The organism is Blautia hydrogenotrophica DSM 10507 (assembly GCF_034356035.1).
In the GTDB taxonomy this organism is placed as follows: Bacteria; Bacillota; Clostridia; order Lachnospirales; family Lachnospiraceae; genus Blautia_A; species Blautia_A hydrogenotrophica.
The window spans coordinates 2,429,626-2,445,262 of record NZ_CP136423.1 but is presented as its reverse complement, the minus strand read 5'-3'; the positions used below and the strand labels follow the sequence as shown (position 1 = coordinate 2,445,262).

Genomic DNA, 15,637 nt, shown 5'->3' with positions numbered 1-15,637 from the left:
CATGTTTAAGACACGGCTTTTAAGTGGAATTGTATTGGTTGCCCTGCTGCTTTTGACGATCATACCCGGCGGCTATATGCTGTTTATACCGTTGATCGGGATTTCTCTGATCGGTATGCAGGAATTGTACCGCGCTATGAAGATCAGTTCAGAGGGCGGCCATAGTCTGGAAATTACAGGTTATGTGTGTGTTTTGTTATACTATGGAGCTGTCCTTTTAGACTTTGAGAAATTCGGAATGGCTGCGGTGCTGGCATCCTTAATCCTGCTGATGTCTGTGTATGTGTTTACGTATCCGAGGTATCATGCCAATCAGGTTATGGCGGCTTTTTTTGGGATCGTGTATGTGGCTGTCATGCTGTCCTGTGTCTATCTGACCAGAAGCCTGCCAGGAGGAATCTACCATGTGTGGCTCATCTTCCTGTGCTCCTGGGGATGTGACACCTGTGCGTACTGTGTGGGAGTTCTGATCGGAAAACACAAGATGGCGCCGGTTTTGAGTCCTAAGAAATCCGTGGAAGGAGCCATAGGCGGAGTTGTAGGAGCGGTACTGCTGGGAGTGGCTTATGCAGCTGCAACTGGCGGGGAACTGGCTGCTTACGGAATCATCTGTGGAGTTGGGGCTTTGATTTCTATGGTCGGAGATTTGGCAGCCTCAGCGATTAAGCGAAACCAGGAGATTAAAGACTATGGGAAATTGATTCCGGGCCATGGAGGAATTTTAGATCGTTTTGACAGTGTGATATTTACTGCGCCGATCATCTATTTTTTATCGACGATACTTATGTAAAAGAGGTGCTTTATGAAAAAAATAGCGATATTGGGGTCTACAGGTTCCATTGGCACTCAGACCTTAGATGTAGCCCGGGCCAATGCAGATCTTCAGATTCTGGGAATCAGTGCCGGACAAAATGTGAAAAAGCTAGAGGAACAGGTGAGGGAATTCGCGCCGAAGCTTGCAGTTATGTGGAGTGAGGAGGCTGCAAGAGATCTGGCTGTGCGCATTGCTGATACCGATACAAAGGTAGTCAGTGGAATGGATGGCCTTCTGGAACTGGCTTCTATGGAAGAGACGCAGATATTAGTGACGGCTATTGTGGGAATGATCGGAATCAGACCCACGATGGAAGCAATTCGGGCAGGGAAAGACATTGCTCTGGCAAATAAAGAGACGCTTGTGACGGCAGGACATTTAATTATGCCTTTGGCAAGAGAACATAAGGTGCAGATTTTGCCTGTGGACAGTGAGCACAGTGCAATATTTCAGGCACTAAATGGAGAGAATAAAAAAGAAATCAAAAAACTTCTGATTACCGCCTCAGGTGGGCCGTTTCGTGGAAAAAAGAAAGAAGAGCTCAAAAATGTCACCTTGGAGGATACCCTAAAGCATCCCAACTGGGTGATGGGGAGAAAGATTACCGTGGATTCGGCTACCTTGGTGAACAAGGGCCTGGAGGTTATGGAGGCGAAATGGCTGTTTGGAATGGAGCTGGAACAGATTCAAGTGGTTGTACAGCCACAGAGTGTCATTCACTCGATGGTTGAATTTAAGGACGGGGCGGTGATGGCTCAGCTGGGAACTCCGGATATGCGCCTGCCGATTCAATATGCGCTCTATTGTCCTGAGAGGCGGTATCTGGATGGAGAAAGGCTGGATTTCGCCAAGCTGGGAAGCCTGACCTTTGAGGAACCGGATATGGAAACTTTTTTGGGGCTGCCCATGGCGCTTGAAGCTTCCCGCACAGGCGGCAGTATGCCGACGGTGTTTAACGCGGCGAATGAGATGGCAGTAGCAAAGTTTTTAAGACGGGAGATTGGATTTTTGGATATCTACGATGTGATTGGCCAGTCTATGGACCGGCATGAGACGAGAAAGCATCCGAATCTGGATGAGATACTGGCAGCAGAACAAGAGACTTATCAATGGATTGAAAGCAGGTGGTAAATTGAAAATCGTAATTGCGGTCATCATTTTCAGTGCGATTATACTTTTTCATGAGTTGGGACATTTTTTGCTGGCGAAGAAAAACCATGTTGTGGTCAAAGAATTTTCGCTGGGAATGGGGCCGAGATTATTGAGTACAGTCAGAGGAGAGACCAGGTATTCACTGAAGCTGCTGCCGATCGGCGGTTCGTGTATGATGCTGGGAGAAGATGAAGACGGGGATGGGCCGGGCAGTTTCAACGCGGCGTCTCCCTGGGCACGGATTGCCATTATCGCGGCAGGACCGGTGTTTAACTTTATCATGGCTTTTTTGCTGGCGGTGATTATTGTGGGCTGCGTTGGTTATGTACCGGCAGAGGTTATGGAAGTGGAAGAAAACTCTCCGGCGCAGGAGGCAGGGCTGAGAGAAGGAGACATTATCAAGGAATTTGACGGGTACCATGTGGACATAGGAAATGATATCTATGCCTACACGATTTTCAATGAGCTGAAACAGAAACCTACCACGATCGTATTTGAGCGGGATGGGCAGGAACATACCGTCACTTATACGCCGGATGTTCTCACGCGATATTTGCTGGGCTTTAATCGTGTGAATGCCGACTCCATGGAAGTAGGGTCTATGATCGAGGGTATGCCGCTGGAGAGCTCAGGAATCCAGGTAGGGGACGTGATCACGAAGATCAATGGCACATCAGTAACGGAAAGTGGTGCCTATGACGATTATATTGAGAAAAATCCCTTGGGAGATGAACCGGTGACTCTCACTTATGAGAGGAATGGAAAATCTTATGAGACCACAGTGACTCCAAAACAGTATGATACGGTGAAAATGGGATTTAACTATAATCTAGGTTGTGTCAAGACGAGCGGATTAAATGTGCTCAAATACAGTGCGCTGGAAGTGAAGTACTGGATACGTACAACTGTACACAGTATAGGAATGCTGATACAGGGACAGTTTGGAATCAAAGACCTTACAGGGCCGGTGGGAGTTGTGGACGTGATCGGGGACACTTATGAGCAGACTCAGAGTGAGGGTACCCTGATGGTGTGGATGAATATGCTGAATCTGGCTATTTTGTTGTCAGCCAATCTAGGAGTGATGAATCTTCTTCCATTTCCGGCACTGGATGGAGGCAGGCTTGTGTTCTTATTGTTTGAGGTGATTTTCCGAAGGCCTGTGAACCGACAGGTGGAGGGTATGATACATTTCGCAGGATTGATGCTCTTAATGCTTTTGATGGTCGTGGTCATGTACAATGATGTGATGAGAATTTTTTAGGACATTCACCTTTTAGGAGGAGCGTGCATATACTGTCCAGACAGGAATTTGAGAGGTTTTGGACATTGAATATGCGTATCATGCAAGAGAATCAAGTGGACAAAGGGCGGCTGCAGGTGGTGGTTCAGTCATCCATCGGGAGTCGTCCCATTGACCGGGCCGAGATCTCGGTTTCGTATACAGGAGAGCCGGGAAACATACTGGAAAAGGTTCAGACAGACAATTCCGGCAACAGTCCCACGCTGGAACTGTCAGCGCCACCGTTGGAGTATAGCATGTCGCCAGGAGAATACCAGCCGTATTCAGAGTATACGATTCGTGTGGACGCTGAAGGATTCGAGCCGGTAGATATCGCCGGTACTGAGATTCTACCGGGAGAAACTGCCGTTCAGCCGGTGAGTCTAAGGCCCATAGATGGTCAGGAGGCATTCGAGAGAATCGTGATTCCGGCGCACACTCTGTTTGGAGACTATCCGTCTAAGATACCGGAGGAAGAGATCAAACCAGTTAACGAGTCTGGAGAGATCGTGCTCAGCAGAGTCGTGATTCCTGAGTATGTGGTGGTCCATGACGGACCAATTCAGGATACCAGTGTAGAAGATTATTATGTGCGCTACAAAGATTATATAAAAAATGTGGCCAGCAGCGAGATTTATGCCACCTGGCCGGATGACACGATTCGGGCGAATGTGCTGGCTATCATGTCTTTTACATTGAACCGGGTATATACCGAGTGGTACCGAAACAAGGGATATGATTTTACGATTACGTCTTCCACGGCCTACGATCACAAGTGGATTCCAGGAAGGAATATTTTTGACAGCATTTCTAGAATTGTGGATGAGTTGTTTTCAAATTACCTCTCACGTCCCAATGTGCGCCAGCCGATTCTGACACAGTACTGTGACGGGCAGAAAGTCACCTGCCCGAACTGGATGACTCAATGGGGGTCTAAATATCTAGGGGACCAGGGATATTCTGCCATTGAGATTCTGCGGTACTATTACGGAGACAGCATGTACATCAACACTGCGGAGGAGATCTCTGGTATTCCGGCCTCCTGGCCGAGATACGATTTAGATATCGGGGCGAATGGGGCAAAAGTGCGACAGATTCAGGAGCAGCTAAATGCCATCGCCAAGTCCTACCCGGCTTTGCCTACTGTGACGGTGAACGGAGACTACGATGAACAGACGAAAAATGCGGTCCGACAGTTCCAGGGAGTCTTCGGCCTGCCTGAAACGGGAATTGTGGACTATTCTACCTGGTATAAGATACAAGAGATCTATGTAGCGGTCACTAGAATTGCAGAGCTGAACTAAAGAAGGAGAAAACAAAGGAGAGATATCTATGGATTTTACCGAGATACATACTCGGGTGTGTCCCAAAGATCAAAGCGAAGTGACCCTGACCATCCTTTACACGAAAGCGACTTGCAGCAGGGTTAGTGATAAGATACAGAGGTTTCGGTGCAGCAGGGATTCCTCCTGTGAGGACTGTAGGGAAGACTATGAAGATTGAGTGCACGGAAAACAGGTTTGAAAAAGTTCACTTTTTTTTCACTTTTTTCTGTACCTTATTTCACAAAAATAACACAATTAGTTTGTATAGTATAATTGCACAAAGGCCAAAGACCTTTTTTAAATCTTTTTCTTTTTCATAAGCCGGTACCTCAGGGTATCGGCTTTCCCCTTTTCCAGAACAGAAACTCTCTGTTTTTTCCCATTGTAAAAAATGTACAACGGAAGGTTTGAAATAAATTTTAAAGTGTAATAATTATATAAAGTTTATTCAAGATTAAGTTTATATAATAATGTTTAAATTAATAAAACTTAAAAAAATTACGTTTCTCTCTTTACATTGTGAAAGTTTTAGTGTATAGTAGCGTTAATCGTTTAAAGCGGGACTTTGACAGAAAGCAAAGAGCGATAGAACAGACAGAAAGAGGGAGATGGACATGAACCAACAGATGCGTAAGACAGAGAAGGAATGGCAGGGATTGTACAGTCCCCAGTTTGAGCATGACAACTGCGGAATTGGAGCGGTGGTGAATATTCGGGGACAAAAGAACCATGGAATTGTGGAGAAGGCATTGAAAATCGTGGAAAATCTGGAACACAGAGCCGGGAAGGACGCTGAGGGCAAGACCGGAGACGGCGTCGGAATTCTTTTACAGATTTCCCACAATTTTTTTTCAGAGGTCTGTGAAAAATCTGGGATTACCCTGGGCGCAGAGAGGGAGTACGCCGTGGGAATGTTCTTTTTTCCTCAAAATGAGCTGAAGAGAAATCAGGCGAAAAAGATGTTTGAGATCATCGTGGAGAAGGAAGGCATGGATTTTCTGGGATGGCGCAAGGTGCCCACCAGACCGGAGGTTCTCGGGCAGAAAGCGCGGGACTGTATGCCCCATATCCTTCAGGCATTCATCGGGAAACCAGCGGATGTAGAGAAAGGTCTGGAATTTGACAGAAAGCTGTACATTGTGCGCCGAATATTTGAGCAGAGCAACGACAACACCTACGTGTCCTCTCTCTCTAGCCGCACGATTGTCTATAAGGGAATGTTTTTGGTGGGGCAGTTGCGTACCTTTTTCGGCGATCTTCAGAACCTGAATTATGAGTCTGCAATTGCCGTGGTACATTCCAGGTTCAGCACCAATACAAATCCCAGCTGGGAGAGGGCGCATCCCAATCGACTGATTGTACATAATGGGGAGATCAATACAATTCGGGGAAATGCCGATAAAATGTTGGCCCGAGAAGAGACGCTCTCTTCTTCTAGGTTGGAAAGTGATCTTTATCGTGTCTTGCCGGTGGTGGATACACAAGGGTCTGATTCTGCGATGTTGGACAACACTTTGGAGTTTTTGATGATGAGCGGTTTAGAACTACCTCTGGCGGTGATGGCAGCGATTCCAGAGCCCTGGGCGAATAACGACACGATTTCACAGGAAATCCGAGATTTTTATCAGTATTACGCGACCATGATGGAGCCCTGGGACGGGCCGGCAGCGATCGTGTTTTCCGACGGGGACGTGATGGGAGCGGTCCTGGACAGAAATGGCCTGCGGCCTTCCCGCTACTACGTGACAAAAGAGGATGAATTGATTTTGGCCTCTGAGGTCGGCGCACTTTCTGTGCCGGAAGAAAAGGTGGTACAAAAAGAGAGGCTCTATCCAGGAAAGATTCTTCTGGTGGACACCGTGAGAGGAAGAGTCTTCAGCGACGATGAGGTCAAGAGCTACTATGCCTCAAAACAACCCTACGGGGAGTGGCTGGACAGCAATCTGATTCATCTGAAAGATCTGAAAATCCCTAACCAGCCGGTGCCAGAATACAGCGACGAGGAGCGGACCAGACTTCAGAAGGCCTTTGGATATTCCTTTGAAGAATACCGCACCTCGATTCGGGATATGGCCCTGAATGGGACGGAGAGTACCAGTGCCATGGGAGTAGACACACCTCTGGCCGTGCTCTCTGACAAACACCAGCCGTTGTTTCACTACTTCAAACAGCTTTTCGCCCAGGTGACGAATCCGCCCATCGACGCGATTCGGGAGAAGATCGTAACCTCCACCACCGTGTACGTGGGACGGGACGGAAATCTTTTGGAGGAGAACGGGGAAAACTGTCGGGTCTTAAAAATTGAAAATCCCATCCTGACCAACACCGATCTTTTGAAGATCAAAAATATTTCCGCAAAGGGCTTTCAAGTGGCTGTGATACCGATCACTTATTATAAGAGCACACCCCTGGAACGTGCGATTGACCACGTGTATGTGGAGGTGGAACGCGCCTACAAAAAAGGAACCAGCATTCTGATTTTGTCAGACCGGGGAGTAGATGAAAATCATGTGGCGATTCCTTCCTTGCTGGCAGTGTCGGCGGTTCATCAGTATCTGGTCAGAACAAAAAAGCGCACCTCGGTTTCCATTATCCTCGAGTCCGGGGAGCCCAGGGAGGTTCACCATTTCGCAACCCTTCTGGGATACGGGGCCTCCGCCGTCAATCCTTATCTGGCGCAGGAGACGATTCATGAGCTGATTGAGACCATGATCGGAAAAGACTACTATGCGGCGGTGGACGATTACAATCATGCAGTACTCTCCGGGATTGTCAAGATTGCCTCTAAGATGGGAATTTCCACGATTCAGTCTTATCAAGGCTCTAAGATGTTTGAGGCAGTGGGAATATCGGAGGAAGTGGTGTGCAGATATTTTACCGGGACGGTCAGCAGAGTCGGCGGCATCACCTTGCGGGATATCGCCGACGAGGTGGACGCGAGACACTCAGAGGCCTTCGACCCTCTGGGATTAGAAGTGGACCAGACGCTCGACAGCATGGGAAGACACAAGGAGAGGAGCCAGGGGGAGGAACACCGCTACAATCCTGTGACCATCCATTTGCTCCAGGAATCCACCAGACGCGGAGACTATTCGATGTTCAAGCAGTACACACAGATGGTAAACCGCGAGGAATCCGGCTATCTGCGAAGCATGATGGACTTTTGCTATCCTGAGAAGGGAATTCCCATCAAGGAGGTAGAGAGCGTGGACTCTATTGTGCGCCGGTTTAAGACTGGGGCCATGTCTTATGGTTCCATTTCCCAGGAAGCGCATGAGACTTTGGCCATAGCCATGAATCGGCTCCACGGGAGATCAAATTCCGGTGAAGGCGGGGAGAGTGAGGAACGCCTGGAATCGGCTCAGAAATGCTCCGCCATCAAGCAGGTGGCATCGGGCCGGTTCGGGGTGACCAGCCGCTATCTGGTCAGTGCCGATGAGATACAGATCAAGATGGCGCAGGGAGCGAAGCCTGGAGAGGGAGGCCATCTGCCTGCGAAGAAGGTGTATCCGTGGATCGCGAAGACGCGGCACTCCACTCCCGGTGTGTCCTTGATTTCTCCGCCGCCCCATCACGATATCTATTCCATCGAGGACTTGGCCCAGTTGATTTACGATTTGAAGAGCGCAAATCAAAAGGCGAGAATCTCTGTGAAGTTGGTATCCGAGGCCGGTGTGGGAACGGTGGCGGCCGGCGTGGCAAAAGCCGGAGCTCAGGTGGTCCTGATTTCTGGTTATGACGGAGGCACTGGGGCGGCTCCGAGAAGTTCCATCCACAGTGCAGGACTGCCCTGGGAGCTGGGTCTGGCAGAGACTCACCAGACTCTGATACGAAACGGGCTTCGAAACCGTGTAGTGGTGGAGACAGACGGAAAACTGATGAGCGGCCGGGATGTGGCGATCGCCGCTCTTTTAGGGGCAGAGGAATTTGGGTTTGCCACGGCTCCGTTGGTGACGTTAGGATGCGTGATGATGCGGGTATGCAATCTGGATACCTGCCCCGTGGGAGTCGCCACACAGAACCCCGAGCTTAGAAAGCGCTTCCGCGGAAAACCGGAGTATGTGGTGAACTTCATGCGCTTTATCGCTCAGGATTTAAGAGAGCATATGGCCAGGCTGGGGCTTCGCACCGTGGATGAGATGGTGGGGAGAACCGATTTGCTCAGACGCCGGGAAGGTTTAAAAAACCGTCATGCGGACCGGGTGGATTTAAGCGCGATTTTGAACAATCCCTTTGTGAGTCAGAATGAGAAAGTGATCTTCGACCCGGCGGCAGTCTACGACTTTAAGCTTCAGGAGACGCTGGATGAGAAAATCCTTTTGAAGAAGTTAAGAGACGCTATGGACCATGGGGAGAAAAAAAGGCTGAAAGTAAAAGTGGGAAATACAGACAGAGCTTTCGGGACAATCCTGGGTTCTGAGCTTACCAGAAAATTCGGCGTGAGTTTGGAACCAGACACTTACCTGGTGGAATGTACGGGGACGGGAGGTCAGAGTTTTGGGGCCTTTATTCCGAAAGGACTGACCTTAGAACTGACGGGAGATTCCAACGATTACTTTGGAAAAGGACTCTCTGGCGGAAAGCTGATTGTGCATCCGCCGAAAAATGCCCCATATCGCCCGGAGGCTAACGTGATCGTGGGAAATGTGGCCCTCTACGGAGCGACCAGCGGAGAGGCCTACATCAATGGGAAGGCAGGAGAACGTTTCTGCGTACGCAATTCCGGGGCAAATGCAGTGGTGGAAGGCGTGGGAGAACACGGCTGTGAGTATATGACAGGGGGCCGTGTGGTGATCTTAGGGCCCACTGGAAAGAACTTTGCTGCCGGCATGAGTGGCGGAATCGCTTACGTGTTGGATGAGAAAAGAAATCTCTACAAGAATTTGAATAAAGAGATGATCTCCATTGGGACGGTGGAGACGAAAGCAGAGGCGGAAACACTGAGAGACATGATCGAGGAGCATGTAAAATATACCGACTCTCCCAAGGGAAGAGAAGTTTTGGAGAATTTTGATCGGTACCTGCCGAATTTCAAGAAGATCATCCCTAATGACTATAAACGGATGATGCGGCTAAGTGCGAAGTTAGAGGAGAAGGGAATGAGTCCAGAGCAGGCGCAGATTGAAGCATTTTATGAGAGTACACGGCACTAGGAGGAAGACGAGATGGGAAAACCGACAGGATTTTTAGAATATGAGCGTAAGGTGGGAGAGTGTGCGGCGCCATTAGAGCGCATCAAAAATTTTAGGGAGTTTCATGGAAACCTGCCTAAAACGGAGCAGCAGCTTCAAGGAGCACGCTGTATGGCATGTGGTGTGCCATTTTGCCAGGCAGGGGTGATGATTGCGGGGATGGTCTCAGGATGCCCGTTGCAAAACTTGGTGCCGGAATGGAACGATCTGGTGTATTCTGGGAACTGGGAGAAAGCTTACGCGAGACTGAATAAAACCAACTGTTTTCCTGAGTTTACCTCCCGGGTCTGCCCGGCCCTGTGCGAAGCTGCCTGTACCTGTAATCTGAATGGGGAGCCGGTCTCCACCAAAGAAAACGAGAGGGCAATCATTGAGAACGCCTGGGCCAGCGGAATGATTCAGCCAAGGCCGCCAAAGGTGCGCACCGGTAAGACGGTGGCAGTGGTAGGCAGCGGCCCCGCGGGACTTGCGGCAGCCGCTCAGTTAAACCGCAGAGGTCACCAGGTGACAGTGTTTGAACGTCATGACCGGGTGGGAGGTCTGCTGCGCTACGGTATCCCTAATATGAAATTGGAGAAGAAGATCATAGACAGGCGGATTGCCCTTATGGAGTCTGAGGGAGTGACCTTTGTCACCGGCGTAGATGTGGGAAGAGATAAAAAATCCAAAGAACTGCTGGACGAATTTGACCGGGTGGTTCTGTGCTGCGGGGCGTCGAATCCCAGAGATATCCAGGCACCTGGAAGAGAGGCGAAGGGCATCTATTTTGCGGTTGATTTTTTGACCTCTGTGACGAAAAGCCTTTTGGATTCCAGCCTGAGAGACGGAGAGTATATCGACGCTAAGGACAGACATGTGGTGGTGATCGGCGGCGGAGACACCGGAAACGACTGCGTAGGTACTGCCATCCGCCTGGGCGCGAAGACGGTGACGCAGCTGGAAATGATGCCGAAGGCGCCGGACGAGAGAGCCGAGGATAATCCCTGGCCCCAGTGGCCCAAGGTGTGCAAGACGGATTACGGGCAGGAGGAAGCCATCGCTGTCTACGGCCATGACCCTCGTGTCTATCAGACTACAGTCAAAGAGTTTGTGAAGGACAAGGAGGGCCGGATCTGCAAGCTGAAAATTGTCAGTCTGGAAGCGAAGGAAAACCCGAAAACGGGGCGAAAAAGTATGGAGCCTGTGGAGGGGACGGAGAGGACGATACCGGCGGACCTGGTATTGATCGCGGCCGGTTTTCTGGGAACCCAGGGATATGTGGCGGATGCCTTTCACGTAGAGCTGGACTCCCGGTCAAATGTGTACACACGCCAGGGAGATTATCAGACGAGTGCCGAGAGAGTGTTTACGGCAGGAGATATGCACAGAGGGCAGTCTTTGGTGGTCTGGGCAATCCGTGAGGGAAGAGAGGCGGCCAGAGCGGTGGACGAGTCTTTGATGGGCTACAGCAACTTAAAGTAAAAAAAGTTCGTAACAGTTCAGCACCAATATCCCGCAGGTGTTTTTGGACATTTTGTACAGAAATCCTGAGACATACTCGCGCCAAACTGCTGTTTACAGTAGTTTGTGTGCATTGCGAAGCGTGTTACTGCTCACGAACTGCAAGTAAGTGAACGGTAAAAAAGCTCTGATTTAGGGGACAGTAATTCTTTACATTGTTAACTGATTGGTATAAAATGGTAATGATTAAGGATATAGCTGAGGGAACCGAGACATGATTAGAACAGAGCAGACGGATAAAAAAGAGACATTGGTGGATTTACTGTGCAAAAACATTCGAATGGATATCATTACGCAGCAGTTTCAGCCTGGACAGAGGCTTCGAACGAAGGAGCTGGCTGTGAAATATGGCACGAGCGAGACACCAGTGAAGCTGGCTTTGAATCGCCTGATGAATGAGCAGGTAGTAGAAAGCTTTCCAAGGCAGGGGATACGGGTGAGAAGTATCAGTGAGGAAGACGCAAAAGAGACTTTTAGTATACGGCTGATGATGGATTTGTTTTTTGTCAAGGAAATTATTGAGTCGGTATCCATGAATCAACAGCTTAGAGAAGCCCTTCAGAATAATGTAGACGCACACTATCAGGCAGTTCAAAGTGCACAGGACCACACAGATGTAGAGCTGTTTTTACTGAACTATAAGTATGATTATGAGTTTCATGAGCTGTATTTGAAGTGTTCTGGAAACAAAAAAATAGTGGAGATTTATCGGAATATCAATCTGTTTCTCTATACAAATTATATTTTTCGAAAACAGTCGGAGGAGAGAGATCTGGCCTCGGTCAGAGAGCATCAAGGAATTTTGCAGGCGATTTTGAGCAAAGATGAGGAACTGCTGAGGGAAAAGGTGACGGAACATATGAACAATTCAGTGAATGCTATCTGTAAAATATTGAGAATTGAACGGATGCTGTAGAGAGCTCCTGAGATAGAAAAACGCCCCGGAAGATAAAAATTCGGGGTGTTTTCTACAATAGAACAAAGTGGGCAAGCCCAATTCAACTTTCCCATCCCCTCAAGCCTGAGGGCGAAGTCCCACTTTGCGCGCCGTCGCAACATCGCAAAGTGGTGAAATTCTTTATTGCGGCGTGTGTGTCCATAGAGTGTTTATGTAATAGGAAAGACCTTATCACGCTAATGCGGGAAAGGTCTTTCCTATTACATAAAAATAGAGCCGAAAACCTCTGAGAGATCTTCGACTCTAAAGAAATGCGGAAGATGGGACTTGAACCCACACGGCACGAATGCCACAAGATCCTTAGTCTTGCTCGTCTGCCAGTTCCGACACTTCCGCATATCACAATCATTTGCGACAGGATGTATTATAGCATTTTGGAGGCCTGTAGTCAACAGGAAAATTTAAAAAAATAGAAATTCTCGAGATATACTCGCGCCAAACTGCTGTTTGCAGAAGTTTGCGTGCATTAGGAAGCGTGTTGCTGCTCACAAACTGCAAGTGAGTGAACAATAACACTGGATTCAACGAAATTTGCCAAAAAAAAAGGAAATTTTGTTTTTGTGTGGAATATAATATATAAGAGGTTTTTGTCGGTCTTTTGGAGGGCAAATTATGAATATACGAGAGAGCTTGGAAGAGAGAGAACAGGAGTTTTTGAGTCCCTATGCAGCCCACAGCAGAGAGTCGAGAGGAAGGGAAAGACCAGAGGAGGAGTGCGACATCCGTACCGTGTATCAAAGAGATAGGGACCGGATTTTGCATTGCAAGGCATTTCGGCGTCTAAAGGACAAGACACAGGTTTTTCTGGCACCCCATGGAGATCACTATAGAAATCGGCTGACGCATACTTTGGAGGTGTCTCAGACAGCCCGCACTGTGGCCAAGGCGCTGCGGCTGAATGAAGATCTGGTGGAGGCAATTGCTCTGGGCCATGATCTGGGGCATACCCCTTTTGGACATGCGGGTGAGAGAGCGTTGGATAAGCTGAATCCCATGGGCTTTGCTCATTATAAGCAGAGCGTACGGGTGGCCCAGGTGTTGGAGAAAAAAGGAAGAGGTCTGAATCTGACCTGGGAGGTCATTGATGGAATCTTAAATCACAGAACCAGCGGAAGACCAGCTACGCTAGAAGGCCAAGTAGTCAGACTTTGCGACAAGATCTCTTACATACATCATGATATGGACGATGCCCACAGAGCGGGGCTGATCTCGGAAGACGATATTCCCATCACGATTCGGATGCTGCTAGGGTATACGATACGCGAGAGGTTGAATACGCTGATTCACAATATTGTGGAAAACAGTCAGGGAAAAGACACGATACAGATGTCAGAGGAAGTCTACCAGGCAATGATGGATTTGAGAAAGATCATGTTTCAGAATGTATATTTGAATCCAAAGGCCAAGAAGGAGGAGGCGAAAGCCATTGATATGCTGAGCAAGCTCTATGAATATTATATGGAACATCCCCAGAAGATGTCCAAGGAGTATGTGAATTTAATTGCGACAGGAACCAGTCTGAATCAGGCAGTGTGTGATTATCTGTCAGGCATGACGGACCAGTATTCTATGCAGAAATTTCAGGAAATTTTTATACCAAAAGCATGGGAAGTATATTAAGGAGGAGAGCAGATGCGGTATTCCGATGACATCATTGAAGAGGTTCGGACAAAAAACGATATCGTTGATGTGATATCCCAATATGTAAAGCTGCAAAGAAAAGGAAGCTCCTATTTTGGCTTGTGTCCTTTTCACAATGAAAAAAGTCCGTCTTTCTCGGTAAGTCCGGGAAAACAGATGTACTACTGTTTTGGCTGCGGTGCAGGCGGCAATGTGTTTACTTTTGTCATGGAGTATGAGAATTTTACCTTTGTGGAAGCCATGCAGTATTTGGCCGAGAGGGCCTCGGTGGAGCTGCCGAAGGTGGATTATTCCAAGGAGGCAAAGGAGGCGGCAGATAAGAAAGCAGCCCTGCTAGAGATTAATAAGCTGGCAGCACAGTATTTTTACTATCAGCTGCGCAGACAGAATGGACAAAAAGCTTGGAAGTACCTCGTAGAACGGGGACTGACAGAAGAGACGATGAAGAAGTTCGGCCTTGGCTACTCGGACAAGTACAGTGATGATCTGTATAAGTATCTGAAGGGAAAAGGCTATAAAGATGAAGTTCTCCGGGACAGCGGCCTGTTCAATGTGGATGAGCGACGGGGGATGTATGATAAATTTTGGAATCGGGTGATCTTTCCGATTATGGATGTGAACAGCCGGGTGATCGGCTTCGGCGGGAGGGTCATGGGCGACGGCAAGCCTAAGTATTTAAACTCTCCGGAGACGAAGATTTTTGACAAGAGCCGAAACCTATACGGGCTGAACGCAGCGCGAACGACCAGGAGAAAATACTTGATTGTATGTGAAGGATACATGGATGTAATTACGATGCACCAGGCAGGCTTTACCAATGCGGTGGCGTCCCTGGGCACAGCTTTGACTTCCGGACATGCCAGCCTGCTAAAACGTTATACTCAGGAAGTGCGACTGCTCTATGACAGCGATGAGGCTGGAATCCGGGCGGCACTCAGGGGTATTCCGATTCTCAGAGAAGCAGGTGTGGCGACTCGGGTAGTGAATCTGGCGCCCTATAAGGATCCGGATGAGTTTATCAAAGCCTTGGGAGCAGAAGCATTTCAAGAACGCCTCGATCGGGCAGTCAATGGCTTTTTGTTTCGGGTCCAGGCTGCGCAGAAGAATTATAATCTTTCAGATCCTCAGGGAAAGACAGAATTCTTTCATCAGGTGGCAGAGATGCTGTTGGAGTTTCCGGAGGAGTTAGAGAGAAGCAATTATATAGAAGCAATTGCGCAAGAGTATAGGATTTCTCCTGAGGAGCTAAAAAGAGCGGTATCCAGACAGGCGATGAAGGGGACGGTAGCTGAGCGGCGCATGGTGCCCAAAGAGACGCGAAAATCAAAGGGGCAAAAAGAAAATGGCGCTCAGAAAGCTCAGAAGCTGATGTTGACCTGGCTGGCCAATGAGCCTGAGACCTATTCCACGGTAAAAAAATATTTGGGTCCAGAAGATTTCACCACAGAACTGTACCGCAGAGTAGCCGGGATGCTGTTTGAGCAGCTAGAAGACGGGCAGGTGAGCCTGGCCCGTCTGTTGAATCCGTTTACTGACAGTGAAGAACAGACGGAGATTACTTCTTTGTTCCACGCGGATATTCACTTGGAAAGCCAGGAGGAGAAAAACCGGGCGTTTGCAGACGCGCTGATTCGAATTAAGGAGAACAGCCTGAGGGAGCAGACGGAGAAGCTTGCGCCTACGGATATCGAGGGGCTTCAGAGATTGATTCAGGAAAAAAAGAAACTGGAAGAAATGAGCAGAAGAAGAGGAGAACTGCATATTTCTTTTTAA

At 48.6% G+C, this 15,637-nt stretch carries 10 protein-coding genes and 1 tRNA gene; 10 read left to right on the top strand and 1 reads right to left on the bottom strand.

Features of this window, described 5'->3' with window-relative positions; translation table 11 throughout:
• Window position 1: 1 nt before the first annotated feature.
• The 8 genes from BLHYD_RS11695 to BLHYD_RS11660 all read left to right on the top strand — a co-directional run bounded on the left by BLHYD_RS11695 (window position 2) and on the right by BLHYD_RS11660 (window position 12,181).
• Window positions 2-790 (top strand): phosphatidate cytidylyltransferase, encoded by a 789-nt coding sequence (locus BLHYD_RS11695; protein ID WP_005950982.1) that lies wholly within the window; start codon window positions 2-4, stop codon window positions 788-790.
• A 12-nt stretch (window positions 791-802) separates the two neighbouring features.
• Window positions 803-1,945 (top strand): 1-deoxy-D-xylulose-5-phosphate reductoisomerase, encoded by a 1,143-nt coding sequence (locus tag BLHYD_RS11690; RefSeq protein ID WP_260784775.1) that lies wholly within the window; start codon window positions 803-805, stop codon window positions 1,943-1,945.
• A gap of 1 nt (window position 1,946) precedes the next feature.
• Window positions 1,947-3,230 (top strand): RIP metalloprotease RseP, encoded by a 1,284-nt coding sequence (gene rseP / locus BLHYD_RS11685; RefSeq protein WP_021844844.1) that lies wholly within the window; start codon window positions 1,947-1,949, stop codon window positions 3,228-3,230.
• A gap of 71 nt (window positions 3,231-3,301) precedes the next feature.
• Entirely contained in the window at window positions 3,302-4,552 is a 1,251-nt protein-coding gene (locus BLHYD_RS11680) for a peptidoglycan-binding protein (RefSeq protein ID WP_005950990.1), read from the top strand.
• A gap of 28 nt (window positions 4,553-4,580) precedes the next feature.
• On the top strand, window positions 4,581-4,751 hold the full coding sequence (locus BLHYD_RS11675; protein ID WP_005950992.1) for a hypothetical protein: 171 nt from the start codon (window positions 4,581-4,583) through the stop codon (window positions 4,749-4,751).
• Window positions 4,752-5,187: 436 nt separating this feature from the next.
• The gene (gene gltB, locus BLHYD_RS11670; RefSeq protein WP_260784780.1) at window positions 5,188-9,726 is read left to right on the top strand and encodes a glutamate synthase large subunit; all 4,539 of its coding nucleotides are present in this window, start codon (window positions 5,188-5,190) and stop codon (window positions 9,724-9,726) included.
• A 12-nt stretch (window positions 9,727-9,738) separates the two neighbouring features.
• On the top strand, window positions 9,739-11,226 hold the full coding sequence (locus tag BLHYD_RS11665; RefSeq protein WP_005950999.1) for a glutamate synthase subunit beta: 1,488 nt from the start codon (window positions 9,739-9,741) through the stop codon (window positions 11,224-11,226).
• A gap of 253 nt (window positions 11,227-11,479) precedes the next feature.
• Window positions 11,480-12,181: a GntR family transcriptional regulator gene (locus BLHYD_RS11660; protein WP_005951001.1), complete on the top strand. Its 702-nt coding sequence runs from the start codon at window positions 11,480-11,482 to the stop codon at window positions 12,179-12,181.
• A 294-nt stretch (window positions 12,182-12,475) separates the two neighbouring features.
• Here BLHYD_RS11660 and BLHYD_RS11655 read toward each other — a convergent pair.
• Window positions 12,476-12,559, bottom strand: a tRNA-Leu gene (locus BLHYD_RS11655).
• Between the two features lie 276 nt (window positions 12,560-12,835).
• Between BLHYD_RS11655 and BLHYD_RS11650 the strand changes: the two genes are divergently transcribed.
• Both BLHYD_RS11650 and dnaG read left to right on the top strand, forming a co-directional pair.
• The gene (locus BLHYD_RS11650) at window positions 12,836-13,843 is read left to right on the top strand and encodes a deoxyguanosinetriphosphate triphosphohydrolase (RefSeq protein ID WP_005951003.1); all 1,008 of its coding nucleotides are present in this window, start codon (window positions 12,836-12,838) and stop codon (window positions 13,841-13,843) included.
• Window positions 13,844-13,855: 12 nt separating this feature from the next.
• The gene (gene dnaG / locus BLHYD_RS11645) at window positions 13,856-15,637 is read left to right on the top strand and encodes a DNA primase (RefSeq protein WP_005951005.1); all 1,782 of its coding nucleotides are present in this window, start codon (window positions 13,856-13,858) and stop codon (window positions 15,635-15,637) included.